This is a genomic window from Fibrobacter sp. UWB10 (assembly GCF_900182935.1).
In the GTDB taxonomy this organism is placed as follows: Bacteria; Fibrobacterota; Fibrobacteria; order Fibrobacterales; family Fibrobacteraceae; genus Fibrobacter; species Fibrobacter succinogenes_O.
In genome coordinates, this window is sequence record NZ_FXUE01000006.1 from 129,570 (window position 1) to 145,127 (window position 15,558).

Annotated in this window: 6 protein-coding genes and 1 tRNA gene; 3 read left to right on the plus strand and 4 right to left on the minus strand. The window is 49.8% G+C overall.

What is annotated here, in order from left to right; all coding sequences use genetic code 11:
* Positions 1 to 114: 114 nt before the first annotated feature.
* The gene (locus QOL41_RS13070) at positions 115 to 6,261 is read left to right on the plus strand and encodes a hypothetical protein (protein WP_283430118.1); all 6,147 of its coding nucleotides are present in this window, start codon (positions 115 to 117) and stop codon (positions 6,259 to 6,261) included.
* 212 nt (positions 6,262 to 6,473) lie between these two features.
* Positions 6,474 to 8,108 carry an SLC13 family permease gene (locus QOL41_RS13075; RefSeq protein ID WP_283430119.1) on the plus strand — a complete coding sequence of 545 codons (1,635 nt, stop codon included), beginning with the start codon at positions 6,474 to 6,476 and terminating at the stop codon, positions 8,106 to 8,108.
* Between the two features lie 284 nt (positions 8,109 to 8,392).
* Here QOL41_RS13075 and QOL41_RS13080 read toward each other — a convergent pair.
* Both QOL41_RS13080 and QOL41_RS13085 read right to left on the minus strand, forming a co-directional pair.
* A tRNA-Val gene (locus QOL41_RS13080) sits at positions 8,393 to 8,466 on the minus strand.
* A gap of 49 nt (positions 8,467 to 8,515) precedes the next feature.
* The gene (locus tag QOL41_RS13085; protein ID WP_283430120.1) at positions 8,516 to 9,064 is read right to left on the minus strand and encodes a hypothetical protein; all 549 of its coding nucleotides are present in this window, start codon (positions 9,062 to 9,064) and stop codon (positions 8,516 to 8,518) included.
* A 38-nt stretch (positions 9,065 to 9,102) separates the two neighbouring features.
* Between QOL41_RS13085 and QOL41_RS13090 the strand changes: the two genes are divergently transcribed.
* Entirely contained in the window at positions 9,103 to 9,717 is a 615-nt protein-coding gene (locus QOL41_RS13090) for a 4'-phosphopantetheinyl transferase family protein (RefSeq protein ID WP_283430121.1), read from the plus strand.
* A gap of 33 nt (positions 9,718 to 9,750) precedes the next feature.
* On the opposite strand, the gene QOL41_RS13095 is transcribed toward QOL41_RS13090, so the two are convergent.
* Positions 9,751 to 10,209: a DUF6941 family protein gene (locus QOL41_RS13095; protein WP_283430122.1), complete on the minus strand. Its 459-nt coding sequence runs from the start codon at positions 10,207 to 10,209 to the stop codon at positions 9,751 to 9,753.
* A complete protein-coding gene (locus QOL41_RS13100) occupies positions 10,209 to 15,542 on the minus strand; it encodes a hypothetical protein (RefSeq protein ID WP_283430123.1) in 5,334 nt (1,777 codons plus the stop codon). Before QOL41_RS13100 ends, QOL41_RS13095 begins: the two co-directional genes overlap by 1 nt.
* Between the last annotated feature and the right edge of the window lie 16 nt (positions 15,543 to 15,558).

The following is a 15,558-nucleotide window of genomic DNA, read 5'->3' on the forward strand; positions in this document are numbered from 1 at the left end:
CACTTGTCAAAAGGCGGGCCTAGTGCCTGCCTTTTTTGCGCTCGTTCTTACTTTTTTGTTGCATAAAAAATTATTATTAACTTGTAGCGTTTGGGATAAACGTTGTTGGAGGCTATGATGGGAAAAATAGCGAAGCTCTTTTTGATTTGCACCCTGCTTTTGGTAGGGGTGTCTTTTGCTGATTTGCCGTATGCGCTTAAGTTTAGTTGTTCTAAGTCTACTGATGATGTCTATACTTGCGGTATTGAACAGCTTCAATCGTCAAAGCCGACTGCAAATACCTACACGACATGGGGAAGTTTTTTACAGGCTTTTCAGACTGAGATTGAATCGAAATTGGATATTTCCAAAAATCCGTCTGCAAAAACTGAATATAATGGGTTTGTAATTCGTTTTAATTCTAATATCGACTTTGGTGGATACCAAAAAACAGGCGATGTTATCACTTGTAGAGACGCTACTTTTGCTCCCATGAATTTTGGACCGCTTGCGTTCCAGCCGACGATTGATGGTAACGGTAAGACGATAAAGAATTTCTGCTATATTACCGAAAACATAAATGCTTCGTTCTTCGGGGATCTGCAAAATTCTAAGGTTCAAAATATTACATTCGATATGGCCTATGTCAAGGCGACGGTGACTTCAGGGACGAACTTCGATGCGGCGGTTGTGGCTTACAGGGTGGCAAATGTCAGCTTTAAGAATGTGACTGTGAGCAATTCGCTGGTGTATGGTTGGCAGACCGCGGCTTTGGCTGTATATTCTGGAGCTTCGTCTAGTGACAGAGATAACCCTGCGGTTGCGCTTTCTAAAATTAAGATTCAGAATGTGACTTTAGGCATAACTAAGGATGTTATTGCAGGTCACTCGACGTTTGGCTCTCTTGAAAATCTGCAGTCGGCAAGTGGTGGCGTTATTGCAAATATCGGTGGGTATCCTGTAATGGATAACATCGAAGTGTCGAAACTGAAAATTCCTGATGCTATTTCAGAAGTCTATAAGAGTGTTTCTGGCCATGAATATATTGGGGATCGCTATGTCGGTGGCGTTGCGGGACGTTTCGAACCTTCGGCAGATGATGACGGTTTTACCTTAGGTAGAATAAGTGTGTCGGCTGATTTGAGCGGCCTTTGGGTGGGCGGCTTGTTTGGACGAGCTTATATTGACAATAATTCTCTTACGGGTGCGTCCTATTTTAAGCTGGCGAATGCGAAGGTGACTTTGAACTCGGCGGTGCATTCGGGTGGCAACAACAAAGCGCGTTTTTTTGGCGGCCTTGTTGGGGAATTGCATTGGTTAAGGGGACAGATTTCTTTGTCGAACGATACGGTTGATGTTTCGGCGACTTGGCATCGCGAAACGGATTATTTGAATTCCAAAGCCTGCATGGGTGGACTTGTTGGATATGTTTATGGTGAAGAGGATGATACTCCTGTTGATATTTATGCCGAAAATAATGTGGTGACGGCAGAAATGCAGACCTCTGCTGGCGTGGTTTATGCGGGCGGAGTTCTGGGACAGGTGGCATTTGTTCCCAGTCCTAATAACGAAACTAGTGGTGAAGTCCTTGTCAAGAAATCTAGTGTCAAGGCGAAAGCAACGAACTTGATTATGACTACGGCAGAAACGATAAATACGGTCTGTGCGGGTTACCTGGTGGGCAATGCGGTGAGTCGTGGCGGAAATATCAATATCCTGCAAAACCATGCCGAAGGCAATATCTACATCGCTAACAGTGGGGTGGTTGCAGCTGGTGCCTTGGGAGCCGAAATCGGTTTGGGGTGGTTTAGTAGCATAGATGTAAGCAACAATTCCTCTATTGGTGATTTGTTTCCAAAAACTATTGTAGGCAATGATTTTGCATACAGAATATATCGGGGGTATGTCGCAGGAACTCTTGTGAGTGAAAATTCCGCAACAACCGTTAGCGTGAGGGACAATTTTCACTATGGCTCAATGGATATGTCTGTTGTTGATGCGGTGGACTCGCTGAAAATCGCGGGCCAGGGGAAGAAAAAATCGGATTGGAGAGACAAGTGTTCGGAAAATTTGAATATTTGCTTCAATTACCGTAATGAGTTGAAAGGCGATTCGGCGTTGTCGGTTTCTGGCGTCTTGAGTAAGGATGGCTCCGGTAAAATTATAGTGAATACAAAAGATGGTGATTATTGGTATAACGGCATTATCGATGCTGATGTCATGAAATCGCGCTTGTTCACTTATGTGATGAATGCAACGCAACCGTCAGCCTCTGTTGCTTGGGATAATGAACCATCAAGTTTGCCGACTATTTCGTCGCAGAGAACGGCGTATAGGCTTGCAATAAGCCTGACTGATGCGGATTATAAAGAATTGAAGGATGAAGACAAGGTTGCTTTAAAAGATTATTTGCCTGCAAAATGTGAGGCCGGAAAATGCTCTTTGTATGTCTATACAGAAAAAGGATCCTCAGAAAATAAAGCTGTGCTAAAACCGGGCTTGAAATATGACTTTGACGCATTGAAGGCCGGTTTTATGGTCATTGATGAAGACGGTGATGTCTATGATTTAAGTCGAACTTTTACCAAAGATGATAAAGCGAAAGGCCTGACAGATCGTGAAATAAAAGTGATTTGCTATATAGAAAATCCAGATCAGTTTGGCGGTTTTCCTACGCCCGTGCTAATGGATGATTATGTGGATGACGTGACTCTTGCGTGGCCAAAGGTGGAAAAAGTTCGCCTGTTATCTAGTAAGAATATCGTTCCGACGGCTCTTTTGGGTTATAACAATACCAAATATGATTTGGCTTTATATCAAGCGTATACGTGCCCGGCGAATGCAGTGTTCTTTGCTGGTTGCAAAAATGTTTTTTCAAGTGGTATTTCGTTGGCGCAAAAGCAAATGAATAATATTGAGGCTGTTCTTAAGGAGGTGAGAACGCATATAAACGATAAAAATGGAGATGAAATACACTTATACTATAAGTTGTTTGCTTCGAGCGAGGACGTTAACTACTTGCCACAGGTAGAAGTTGGATTGTTTAATAGCAAAGCTAAAATCAATGTGTCCACATACGGCTATGATAAAAATGGGACGCTTACTGAGATTGATTCGTATGAACTAGGAAACACCAAATCTTTGCAACCTAATGTAGACATTGTATCAAAGTACGGGATCGGCCTTGCTGAACGTGGTTTTATACTGGATTCTTTAAAAGTTGATTTCTGGGTCGATTTGTTCGATAAAACCACTGACGTGATTAAAGAATGCTATAACGAAGTAAACAAACCTGCAAAGTGCGAAGAATCAAATCTTAATAAGTATGAAAATCTCACCGAGAATTATTTCGATAGAGAATCAGTCTTAGAAAATCAGTTGAATGCAACGATAACCAACGGTTTGTCTCGGTTGATGGTGTGGTCGATGAAACTTGGTGCCGATGAAATGTTGGATTTGGATTCGATGGTCCAAGCCATGTCTATAGCTGCTCCCCAAAAGGCTCCGAATGCGCCAATGTTCTTGGGAATCGATTCCGTGCATGTGACAGCGATCCCGTACAAGGTTACTTTCGATATCCGTGCGGGTAGTTCAGATGTGTTTTTGACGGACAAGTTTGTGATTAAAGAGAGTTATTCCCGTGAAAATGATGAAACGGCAAAACTCCCTGAAGGTCTGCTTTCGACAAAAGCCTGCTTTAAGGGCTGGGATAAAGATAAAATCGGCGTGATGGGTGAGTCTCATTATACATCTCTTGACGGAGACCTTCTTTTGAAAGCAAATCCGAGCGATGAAACATCGTTTAGCCTGTATGGATTCTGGGATTCTGCAGTTAAAGGCAATAAAGTTGCCTGCGAACCTCAAAATACCGAGATGATTTTGAAAGTGGTTGACAAAACGGGTGTCGAAGGCGATTACGGAACGGTTACTTTGAATCAGTCTTACAAAAAGCTCGGAAAAGACACTGAGACTTTTACGCATAAGTTTAACTCTGGAAAACTTGAAATTCCTGTTTCCGCAGATGCAATGACGTTGCATGTGGCATCTGTCCAGACCAATAAAGAATACGCTCTTGCAAAACTCACGTTGAAAAAGGCTGATGGAACTGAATTGCCAATTAAGTTTAAAACTGGCGACGCGTTGGAACCTGGTGACACGTCGTTCCAGATTGCGCCTGCGGCGGGTATGACATATACGCTCGAGGCCGTGTATGCAGGCTATATCGATGTCAGTGTTAAGGTCGGTCGAAACGATGTCTTTTATGGCTCGGAATCTAAAGTGGACACGATTCGCTTGAAGGAAATCGGGACTACGCGTTTGCCTAAGTGGGTCTATACTCCGACGGAGTGTGTGCTTGGATGGTCTGTAACGCCTGATGGCGCAGATTATGATCATGGCGTTGTTTCGAGTAATGATTTGATTGCTAAGGTGACTAGTGAAAAGACTTTGTATGGGGCATGGGGCAGTGCTGATGCTTGCGTGGAAAATGCGGGTTATCGTCGCCTGAAACTGGAATCGGAACATGGAACTGTGGAAATTGTCGAAATTGTTGAAATTAATAAGATCAAAGTTTCCGAAAAGACGCATGCCTTTGCTGAAGATTCTACGATGCTTTTACCGCAGGATTACGCTCATTCCACGTGGGTGGTTCGCGGTGCTCCAGAAAAGGGGTATAAGCTTGATTCCGTTGTGATAGACGGACGCATCAAGCTTGTCGAGGGAGATAAATTGGCTGATTCAATTCAGGGCTATTTGCCGATGAAGGCCTACTTCTCGGAAGATAAAGCGCCGGTGGTTAGCCCAGGTGGTGATTTTGAGTTTGTGCGTCATGAACCGATTCTGTCTGGAAATGCAATGCGCCTGACTCTTGAATGGAAAGTGAAATCGGGCAAGGTTGCGGAATTGCGCGCGACTTTTGTGGATGCGTTGGGCGTGCCGCTTCCTGATCCAAAGATTGAAAGCGTTACAGATACTGGTTCTCTCGATTGGGATGTGTATCCGTTGTTACCGGGTGACTATAGGGTTAGGGTGGCTCTTAAGAATGATGCTGATTCAATACCGCCGGTTGATTTCGGGCCGTTTACGGTGAGTTCCGAAATTGCGGCGGCTCCGGATACCTGGCAGATGGTTTCGCTTTCGGATGTAGATGAAAGTTCAATCGTTTGGGACGATGATCCGGCGTTCTATTACTGGGACGAATCTGCCGAATACGGCGTTGCCTGGAAGTACCAGAAGTATAATGGTGGTGCAGTGAATGCTCAGCAGGGCTACTGGTACAATTCCTTGGAAGGTCGACCGCTTGTGTTGCGCAAGGATGCGGTGACGGGTAGTGACGTGGCTTATGGTGCTCATGAAATGGTATGGGAACTGGATAGCGGCTGGAATATGGTGGCCAATCCGTATGGCTGGAATATTTCGCTGGACGAGTATGCCCTTGAACTCTATAAATGGGAGGCCAGCACCGGACCTGTGCCTGTGTCTGTATTGGGACCGTACGAAGCCGTGTGGCTGCCATCCGATACCAAGAAAACGCTTCCTGTTAAAGCTGAACCTTGGTTCGGTGCGAACTTGAATGCCAAGGGCTTGCAGAAGGCCGCCTTGGCGAAGGCTACTCGCGAAAGCTGGACTTTGCAGGCAGTGCTTAACGATACCAAGGGCCATAGCGATTCTTGGAACGTGCTTGGAGTGGGTGAGGCTAACGAAAGGTTGGAACCGCCTGCAGGTATGGGAGACTACGTGAACCTGTCGGTGGTCGAGGGCAAGAAGGCCTTGTTGAAGTCTATCAAGAGCGCCGACGATGGCGATTATGAATGGAATTTGGCCTTGAGCGCGACAACTGACCGCGTGGGCTACCTCAAATTCGAGGGCGTAAAGGCCCTGAATGAGATTGGACTGAGGGTTTATGTGACGGTTGACGGCAAGACGACTGAACTTGGCTCTGGGGATTCTCTGAGGGTCATGCTCAAGGCCGCAGGCTCTACGGCGACCGTCCGCGTCTCGGCGTCCGAAATCCAGACCGTCGCCTCGAAGCTCGAAAATCTGCGTTTCCAGCGCGTTCCGGGCGCCCTCCAGGTCGGATTCGACGTGTCTAGCGACCTGGCCGGCGCAAGCTACCGCGTGCAGCTCGTGGGCATAAACGGCAAGATTGCCGCCACCTACCGCGGCAAATCGACCGCTGGCCACAACACGCTCGCACTTACAGCCCCGAAACCGGGCCTGTACCTGCTCCGCGTGCGCGTAGGGGGACTCCAGGCCACCCGTAAAGTGGCGATTTCACGATAATTCGGGGCGTTGCGGGGTGTCCCCGCAGTGGGGGTGGTGGAAGACCTTGTGAGAGACTGGCCGCTAAGCGAACATTAGAGGCCGAAGGCCGAATCCATGTTCGTGTGCGGAGCAGGCTCGAGCAGGGGCAGCAACCAGGGGGAATCTTCCCCCTTTGTAACAATGCCGTAATCTTGCCATTAGGGCGGCATTTTTCTAAATTTGGCCGCACTATGACAAAGGCTAAATTCATCAAGTTCATCATCGCGTCGGTGCTTGCCATCGCCGCTCTCTTCTTGCCCTACGAATCCCTCGGATTCGATGCCGCAAGCCCCATGGGAATCCTGAACCCGCTCGAAATTCGCGTTATTGGCGTTTTCGTGATGGCGGCCCTGTTCTGGATTCTGCAACCGTTCCCGATCTGGTCGACATCGATGCTTGTCATCGTGCTCATGATTGTGACGATGTCTGACTCCGCCCTTGCGCCTTTCCGCGTGGACGGCGTGACCATGATCAGCCATAAGTCCATTATGGCTACGTTTGCAAACCCGATCATCATGCTCTTCTTGGGCGGCTTCTTCCTTGCTGCTGCCGCTACCAAGTACAAGATGGACTTGAACCTTGCCCGCGTGCTCCTGAAGCCGTTCGGCAAGAACCCGAAGTTCGTGCTTCTTGGCCTCATGCTCATTACTGCCGTGTTCTCCATGTTCATGAGCAACACTGCTACCGCTGCCATGATGCTTGCAATTCTTGCTCCGGTGCTCAAGCTCTTCGACGAAGATGACCGCGGTAAAGCTGCCTTTGCCCTCGCTATTCCGCTGGGCGCCAATATCGGTGGTATGGGTACCCCGATTGGTACGCCTCCTAACGCTATTGCCCTTGGCGCCTTGAACGACGCTGTTGCCCGTGGCGACCTCGTTGCTAACCCGGTGAGCTTCGGTCAGTGGATGGCTTTCGGTATTCCGTATGTGATTATTTTGATGGTGATTGCTTGGGTCTTGCTCCTTAAGATTTACCCGATCAAGATGAAGGAAATGATCCTGAACATTGAAGGTGCCGGCAAGTTTGATACCAGCCCCAAGGCCATTATCGTGTACATTACCTTTGTCGTGTGCGTTGTCTTGTGGGTGACCGGTAAGGGTGTCCACGGCATTAACGATAACGCAATCGCTATGATCCCGATGGCTGTGTTTGCTTTGACCGGCGTGATTACCAAGAAAGACCTGAACGCAATGAGCTGGGACGTGCTCTGGCTCGTGGCTGGCGGTTTTGCTCTGGGTGTTGGCCTGAACGCTACTGGCCTTGCCGCTCACTTGATCAAGACGATTCCGTTTGCAAGCTGGTCTCCGATCGCCCTCATGATCGGTTGCGGTATCATCTGCTTGTTCATGGCTAACTTCATGAGCCATACCTCTACGGCTACGCTCTTGGTTCCGATTCTTTGCGCCGTGGGCATTGCTTGCCAGGACAACCTCGTTGGCCTCGGTGGCGTGACCGCTCTGCTCGTTTCTGTTGCCTTTGCAAGCTCTCTCGGCATGAGCCTCCCGATTTCGACTCCGCCTAACGCCTTGGCCCACGCTACGGGTTACACCGACACCAACGGCATGGCTAAGACCGGTGTTGTGATGGGTCTCTCCGGCCTCGTCCTCTCTTGGGTGATGATGATCTTCCTTGCCAAGGTGAACTTCTTCGGTACTCCGGTTCCTAAGGCTGCTGAAGCCGCTCCGGCTGCACCTGCTGCCGCCGAAAAGGTGGTTGAAGCTCCCGCCGCTCCCGCTGTCGCTGACAGCGCTGCCGCAGTTGCTGTTGATAGCGCCGCCGCAGCAAAGGTTGAAGTTGCCGCTCCGGCAGACTCTGCTGCTAAGTAATTGAAGGATTTTTCTTCCTGAACAAAGACCGCCTCTCAGGCGGTTTTTGTTTTTTATACGGGATTTTAAGGGCAGAGCCCTTAGGCGAAAGGGTAATGGAAAACCCGGTGAGAGACTGGCCGCTAAGCGAACATTAGAGGCCGAAGGCCGAATCCATGTTCGTGTGCGGAGCAGGCTCGAGCAGGGGCTGTAATTAGGGAGAGCCTTCTCCCTTTTAAATTTAAAGAGATGAATAAAAAAGTCTAGAAAACAAAGAAGCCTCGCTTGAAGCGAGGCTCTTTCAGTGGTCGATACAGAACTCGAATCTGTGACCTCTACCATGTCAAGGTAGCGCTCTAACCAACTGAGCTAATCGACCGAGGTGAGACCAAATATAGTAAACCGTTTTAGGCTTGTCAAGGGGTAAATTATCGCTCTGAATCAGGAACCCAATAACGCAGGCGACCGGTTACATGGAGCGGGGGAAGCTTGTCGCTGCACAGTCCCGAGCGGCAATCCTTGAAATAAAGGTCCAAATCGGCCGTCCACAGGGAATCTCCGATGATTTCGTCGAATTTGATGGTGCTGCTGTCCGCGATAAGGGGGGCCTCGTCGGTCGTTTGCGCCCTGAACCACGTAACCGTCTCGTAGTGGCCGTTTATGCTTGCGCGGCTCACAGGAGTGAGGAATTTGCCCGTTTGCGGGTTGTTGACCATGAGCGCTAGCTGGTCACCGCGGTCGCTTTCTTCTAGGCGAGTGCAAAGGTAAAAGTAGTGGTGGCTGTTGTTTACGTAATACGGGGGTTCCACGTCGTTTTTAGCCAGTTCTATGGTAAAGGGGCCTTCGTCGTTTACGCTGTACTTGATATAGCCGCCGCCTTTGACTTCCCAGCTGCTGTTAATGTCGCCGCAGGCGCTGAGCGCAATCGCGATTGTCCCTAGGGCGATACAGGCTTTTTTGCGGAAAGTCAGGTTCATACCCCTAAAGTAGAAATTATCTTTGTGCTAGACTTATCATGAACGAAAATACCGCCATAGACAATGCTCGTGAAATCCGTAAATTGGATGTGGAAACTCCTCTTGGGGTGGTCCATTTGGCGGGGTTCATGCAAAAGCCGGATCACCGCTCTGTGATATTCAAAATTCTGTCGGATTACCTAGGGCGCCCTGTAACCGCCGCCGACCTCGTAGAATCCAAAGAAGACACTCGGCCTCAATTTCCGAGCTTCGATTTCGACGTAAACTGGACGCATTCCGACGGCTACTGCGTGTGTGCCTATGGCAGCCGCGGTTCGCTTGGAACTTTGAGAATCGGCGTAGACCTGGAACGCTATTCGCCGAAACGCTTGCACCTCGCAGAGCGATTCTTTAGCAAAGAGGAGTCAACGGAACTCGCACGTCTCGAAGGTGAATGCGCCTTGAAGGAATTCTTTAAGCTCTGGTGCCGCAAAGAGGCTTTTTATAAGTGCGTGGGTGGTGAATTCTTTGAAGGCTCGCTCCGCCGGAACATGCTAAAAAGCCCGGTGCAGTTAGAAGCATCGGGCCATGAAGTTCATTTTGTGGATTTGGACGCTGCGGTTGTCGGAATGCAGACTCCCGCAGCCTTATGCATTGCGGTCTCTCGTCTGTAGCCGCATAGCGGCGTCCTTTCGTCTTTCGTCTAATTAGGTGAGATCCTGTTCGCCGCTTGCAATCGGGGCATCCGGCGCAGCCTCTCCCGGCTGGTTCGGAGCTTCGAGTGCATACAGCGGCAGACTCACGAGTTCTTCATTGTCGACCAGCAGGCGAATCATGTACTTGTCCGGGCGTTTAATCTGGAAGCGCTGCAGATTCAAGACCATGTTCACCGCAGCCGTGTCAAAACCCTGGGCCACAGGTTCCAGCGGAATCTTAGACTGCATGGGCGGCACAATCGGCTTCCCGCATACGTCTTCGAATACAAGCGTCAGATCGTGCACTCCTGCCTCGCTACGCATGTAACGAATGCGGAAAGCCGTTGAACACTGCGGAATCACAAGCGGAAACTTTGCAAAAATTCGATCAAATGCTCCAAGGATATTCAGGCGCCCGCCAACTCCGTTCGCGGTCGCGGCATCACAAATAGAAGCAATTTCAATATTCATTATTTAATCTCCCAGGTGTCGGCCACGTACTTCATAACGAGCGGGCCGTTGTTTTTGACTGTGTGTGTGCTGCCATACGCGGTTTCGCGGGCAAGCATCGAAACGTAAACCTTTCCGTTGCTGCTCGTTGCAATTGTCGGGCTCGAACCGCGCAGATAGTACTTGTTCATATTGTAGAATACAGAGCTGAAGTAGGGCAACTGGTTCTCACCATGCAGGTGCCATTTGCCACCTTCGAGCCTGTACACGTGAACCTGCGACAGGTTGGGACGTCCGGCGTCGTCCATGGCGACATACAGAATGTTTCCAGAGACGGCGAGACTGATGTTGTAAGCAATCAAGCCTTCGTGGATGGACTTGCTGTATACTCCGGACTTGTCGAGGGTGAGACTATTGTTGGTAATCGTTCCCTTGTACAGGTACGGACCATATTTACCATGTTCCACGTCGCGGTTTGCAAAGCCTAAGTACAGGGTGTTCGACTTTTCAGCGAGAGAAATCTTGCTCATGTGCTTGTCGATTTTTTCGGCATGAGTATTCTGATAACTGCTGCTGTAGATGAACTTGTATCCTGTGTAGTCAGAGGTGTTGTCGACCGCGATAATGACGAGGCTTCCGTTGCTAGCGAACAGAGCGTCGAATTCACGATAGTTTACTGTAGTCGTGTTATTGTTGCCGTTGCTAAAGCTGTACTTGAGGCGGTTGAAGGTGGAGTTGTTCTTCCAAGAACCACCGTTCAGTTCTGCCAGGTAAACAGCGTTGCTCTTGAGGTACATGACCATAGCGTTTGTAGCACCGCTCTTTACAAGAAGCTTTGCCTGCGTAACACCTTCAATGGTGTTGCCAATTTGAGTGTACGATTTGTACACGCTGTATTTGCCAGTGCTATCGAGTACGCCGACATAGACCGTAGAACCATCTGCAACCAACTGGATCGAAGCTACCGGTTGGGTAAAGCTAATGGAACCGAGGTCGCCCCAAGCGTTGCCTTGGAGTTGCTTTACAACAATCTTCTTGGCAGCGTCATCATGGTAGGCGACGGTAGGAGCGTCGTTTACAAGCGTCATGACCGACGGCGTGTTCGAATTGGTCTTTGCAATGACGGTGTCAGGGCCTTGATTGCGCCAAGCTTTGCTGAAGTATACCGTACGGCTGACTTCTTCGGCACGATGACGGCTGTAGAAGGCGTAGGTCGGTGCAGTCGTGGTACTGTCGCGGTAATCCAAGGTGATGGTGATAGAGCCAGCCTTAGTCTTACGGATGAATGCCGTGTTGAATTCAGCGATGCTCGTGTCGAGGCTACCGTCAGTCTTGCCTTGATAGAAGCTTCCGTCGACGTTGCTGAATTTCCACCAGTAATCCTGCATCTTGTCGTTACCGAGTTCGCCCTTCTTGGAATTGAATCCGCCCCATTCCGGAGTGTAGAAGTAAATGGCTTCGTCGTCGACCGATTCGTCGCCGCTCCACAGGTACACGGTGTCTGCCGCGGTAATAACGCCCTGCGGGTGTTGCTTGAGAATCTTGACTTCGGTGGTGTCGCTCAGAACATCCTTGCCGCTTGTTTCGCGGGCCGAGATAATGCAAAGCATATCCTTGCCCTTTTCGGAGTAAGAAGAATCCTTGCTCATTCTGAACGATTGTCCGTTAAGGTCGTAGCTGAACTTGGTGGTGTCAGATTTCTTGATGAGAGCGCCGGTGTCTTTGTAACGGCATTCCCATTTGAACCAGTCGATTCCCTGCCATGCAGAGTTGGCCGAGGCGTCGAGCGTGAATGCATCGCCTACGTTGACATAGAGCAAGTCGTAGGAGACCTTCAGAGACGGAATTTCATTTGTGAACGAAATGCGTACCGTGTCGACAGCCGTATTGCCGTCGTTGTCGGTAGCTCTTGCGACGCAGTAGAATACGGTTTGCTGAGCCGGAGCTTTCCAAACGGTATCGAAGTCAACAACAGTTTTCCAGTTCTTTTCAATCTGTTCCGGCGTGCCGCAGCTCCATTCCTGCTTTACGATAGAACCCGGGTCAGAAGGCAGATTGTTGTTGTCGCTTGCGGTAGCATCAAGAGTAATGTTGAAGTCGGGGCGAACAGTCAACTTCTTGTTAGCGACCGTCACGGTAGGCGGTGCAAGAACGATGTCAATCTTTACCGTATCCTTGGCAATATTGCCGTCGTCGTCTGTCACACGTGCGATACACTGGTAACCGTTTTGTGCGGTTGCAGGCATGGTCATCGTGGTGCGCGGCGTTGTTGTCGAAGAATAGGTGAATCCGATATTTTCGGCGGACGAGGCTCCGCAGCCCCATTCGTACTTGACAATGCTACCCAAGGAATCCTGAGCGTGTGCGTTCAGTTCCACCATGTCCTTGATGGTGACCTTGTTGTAGTTGACGTATGCAGTGACTGAGGGCATGCCGACAATGACTTTGTAAATAGCAGTGTCGCGTGCAGTGTTGCCGTCATCGTCGGTGACCTGGACCACGCAGTAGTAAGCGTTCACGGCAGTCTGCGGCATGACCACAACTGTCTGGGCTGAACTCATTTCGTCCCAAGTCGGGTTCTTGAGTTCGTTCAAGTTTTCGCTACAGGCGCTTTCGTATTTGGCGATATAGCCGAGCTTGTCAGACGCATTTGCCTTGATTGTCTGCTGACTGTTGATCTTGACCGTGTCTCTCTTGGTGTTCAGGCGAACGGTGGGCGGGTCGAGCAAAGTCTTGAAGGTAAGCGTGTCAAAGCCTTGTTCGCCGTCATCGTCGGTAGCCCTAAAGATGCAGCGGTGGTTGCTGACTTCAGTGCCCGGAAGTGTTAACTGGAGGGCGATGTCGCTGACCGATGCGGTGGGCGGATCAATGTCTTTCTTATAATCGTAACTGACCATGCCGTTGCTGCAACCCCATTCAATCTTGTTGATGGTGCCGAACTTGTCGCTTGCAGAAGCCTTCACGGTAACGACGCTGTTGATCTTGTATTCGTTCGTCTTGCTTTCGGTGGTTACATCGATTGTCGGCGGATCGCTAATTACGATAATCTTGGTAGAGGCCGTACCAGATTTGCCGTCTTGGTCTGTGATGGTTGCGGTAATCGTGTAGGTCCCTACAGCCTTATAAGCAATGTTTGCTTCCTGAGTGTCATCTGCGGGGCAGGTGTAACCGGTTGCCATCTTGTCTACGTTGGAGCAGGTCCACTTGACAATCCAGCTTGTGCTAGCCTTGCCCGGGTAGGTCTTCACCTTGAATGCGACTGCGTCGTTAAGGCTTACGGTGTCATCGAAAGCGGGTTCCGTAAAGATGATTGTGGGGTTGTCTCCGCGGATACCGAATTTGACCTGAGCTTTAACGTCTGCTCCGTTTTCGGTGTAAGCAACGGTCATCAGGTATTCTTCACCTGCGGTCGCCAAAGTCTTGAGCTCTTCATAAGTATAGGTGATTGTGGCCTTGCCGTCTTCATCGACATCGGCCGTTTTCTTGGTGTCATCCAAGTCCCAAGACCATTCGACCTTCTTGGGGGCCGGAATGGCTTCGCTGACTGTTGCGGTAAATACGAGCGATTCGCCTTCGCCAATACGAGCGTTCTTGTCACCGTTAACATCGAGGGTAATCTTTGTTGCCTTGATGGTGATGGTCTGTTCCAGTTTCTCGAGGTTGCCGGCGTTATCCTTGGCGGTGTAAATGAACTTGTGGTCTCCGTCGAGTAGGTTGTTCAGGCTCAAGGCGCAGTTGTAGATGGCGCCTTCTTCGCCGATGCTGCATGTTAAAGGCTTTGCTTCGCCATCGATGCTTGCTGTGACTGTATCGATGCCGGCACCCAGGTCGCGGGCGTAGACCGTCTGGTTAAAGGCGCGTGTTGTCAGGGTGTCGATGTTTTTCACAAGGAGCATGGGCGGTACGGTGTCTTTCAACACGATTTCTTCCAGTTCGATGGTGCTGCCCGATTCAATATAGAGGTCATCGATCGTGCGGCTCTGGTATTCCCTGAGCGAATCAGAAGTAATGGTGGCGGTATAGTTGCCTGCGTCGACCTTGACGGTGTAGTTACCTTGATTACCGGTGTGGGCGTCGAAGGACTTGCTACCATTGTTGAATACGACGTGGATACCGGAGTGGGTCTGTTTGCCTTGGTACTTGACAACGCCTGCAAAGGTTCCCTGAGACGAACTGAGGTCGCCAATGTAGAAGTTCCACGGGCGGCTAGAGCTTTCGCCTTCGTTCTTGATACGTTCGAGTCTTACAATATCATAACCGTCGGTAACGTACATGTCCCAGTAAATACGGCCTGTCAGGGCCTTGCCCGGATCGCTAATCAGAGTGATTCTGTTCTTTCCGTCTTTGTCAATCGGTTCGAATATGTTCGAGGTGAAAGCCTTTGCAATCAAGTCTTCGTCAGTGAATGCCTTTTGGGGCGGCTGACCGTTCTTGGAAACCTGCGCGTAAATAAAGTACTGCAAGTCCTGCGGGTTGTCGTCATCAATGCCTTCGTAGTAGAAGTAGAAACGGTCATTAATGTTGTGGCGGGCGCCGTCTTGCGGGTAAATAATCTTGAGCTTAGGAATGCGGTTGAAGTGCAGGTTCACGCTATCCTTGGTCTCGTTGCCGTCGTCGTCGGTCACGATGACGTAAATCTTTTGGTTGCCGAGGGAATCCATCCGGCTCTTGTCGTTCTTGATGGTCAGGTAGAGCGAATCGTTGTCTTCGTACCTCTTGTACTTGACGCTCTTGGCGGAATCTTTCTTGCCGCTTGCATCGAGGTCGACCTTTACATCTACAATCGTGCCAAAGGAGTCGCTTGCGAGGATCGGGAAGGTGATGTCACCGTCGTGCTTGGTCCAGAGGGTATCCTTAGGTACATATAAGACAGGCTTGGTGTCAATCACCTTGATCCATGCCTTGCGGGTGGCCGTACCGGCAGTGTCTGTTGCGTTGTTACCGTCAATGGCAATGAACTTAGGCTCGTAGAGCCCTGCCTTGGCGTAGGCCCAAGCCTGCAGTTTGGCATTGTCGCCGACAACAGTGGTGTCTTTGCCATTCTTTTTAGTCAGAGTCCACTGGAATCGGTAAATCTTGTCCACGTTGTAGGGGAGTAGACCAATCAGGTAGACCGTATCGTTTACAGTCACGGTTAAAGTGTCCGGAATGGTGTCCGCTTCGTTTACCGGGGTGTCCGCCATGGCGTCGATGAATGATTGTCCATCTTCGACGCGCTTGTCAAACGCAAAAACGCGGGAGTGGTTGTTTTTCAGGTTGACGTTTTCCTTGACGGAAGATTCCCTAGAACATCCGAAAAGGGCTAGTGCAGCGCTAAGGCCGAGGGTGAACATTAGGAAATGGGGTACACGCATAGCACATCCTCAATGA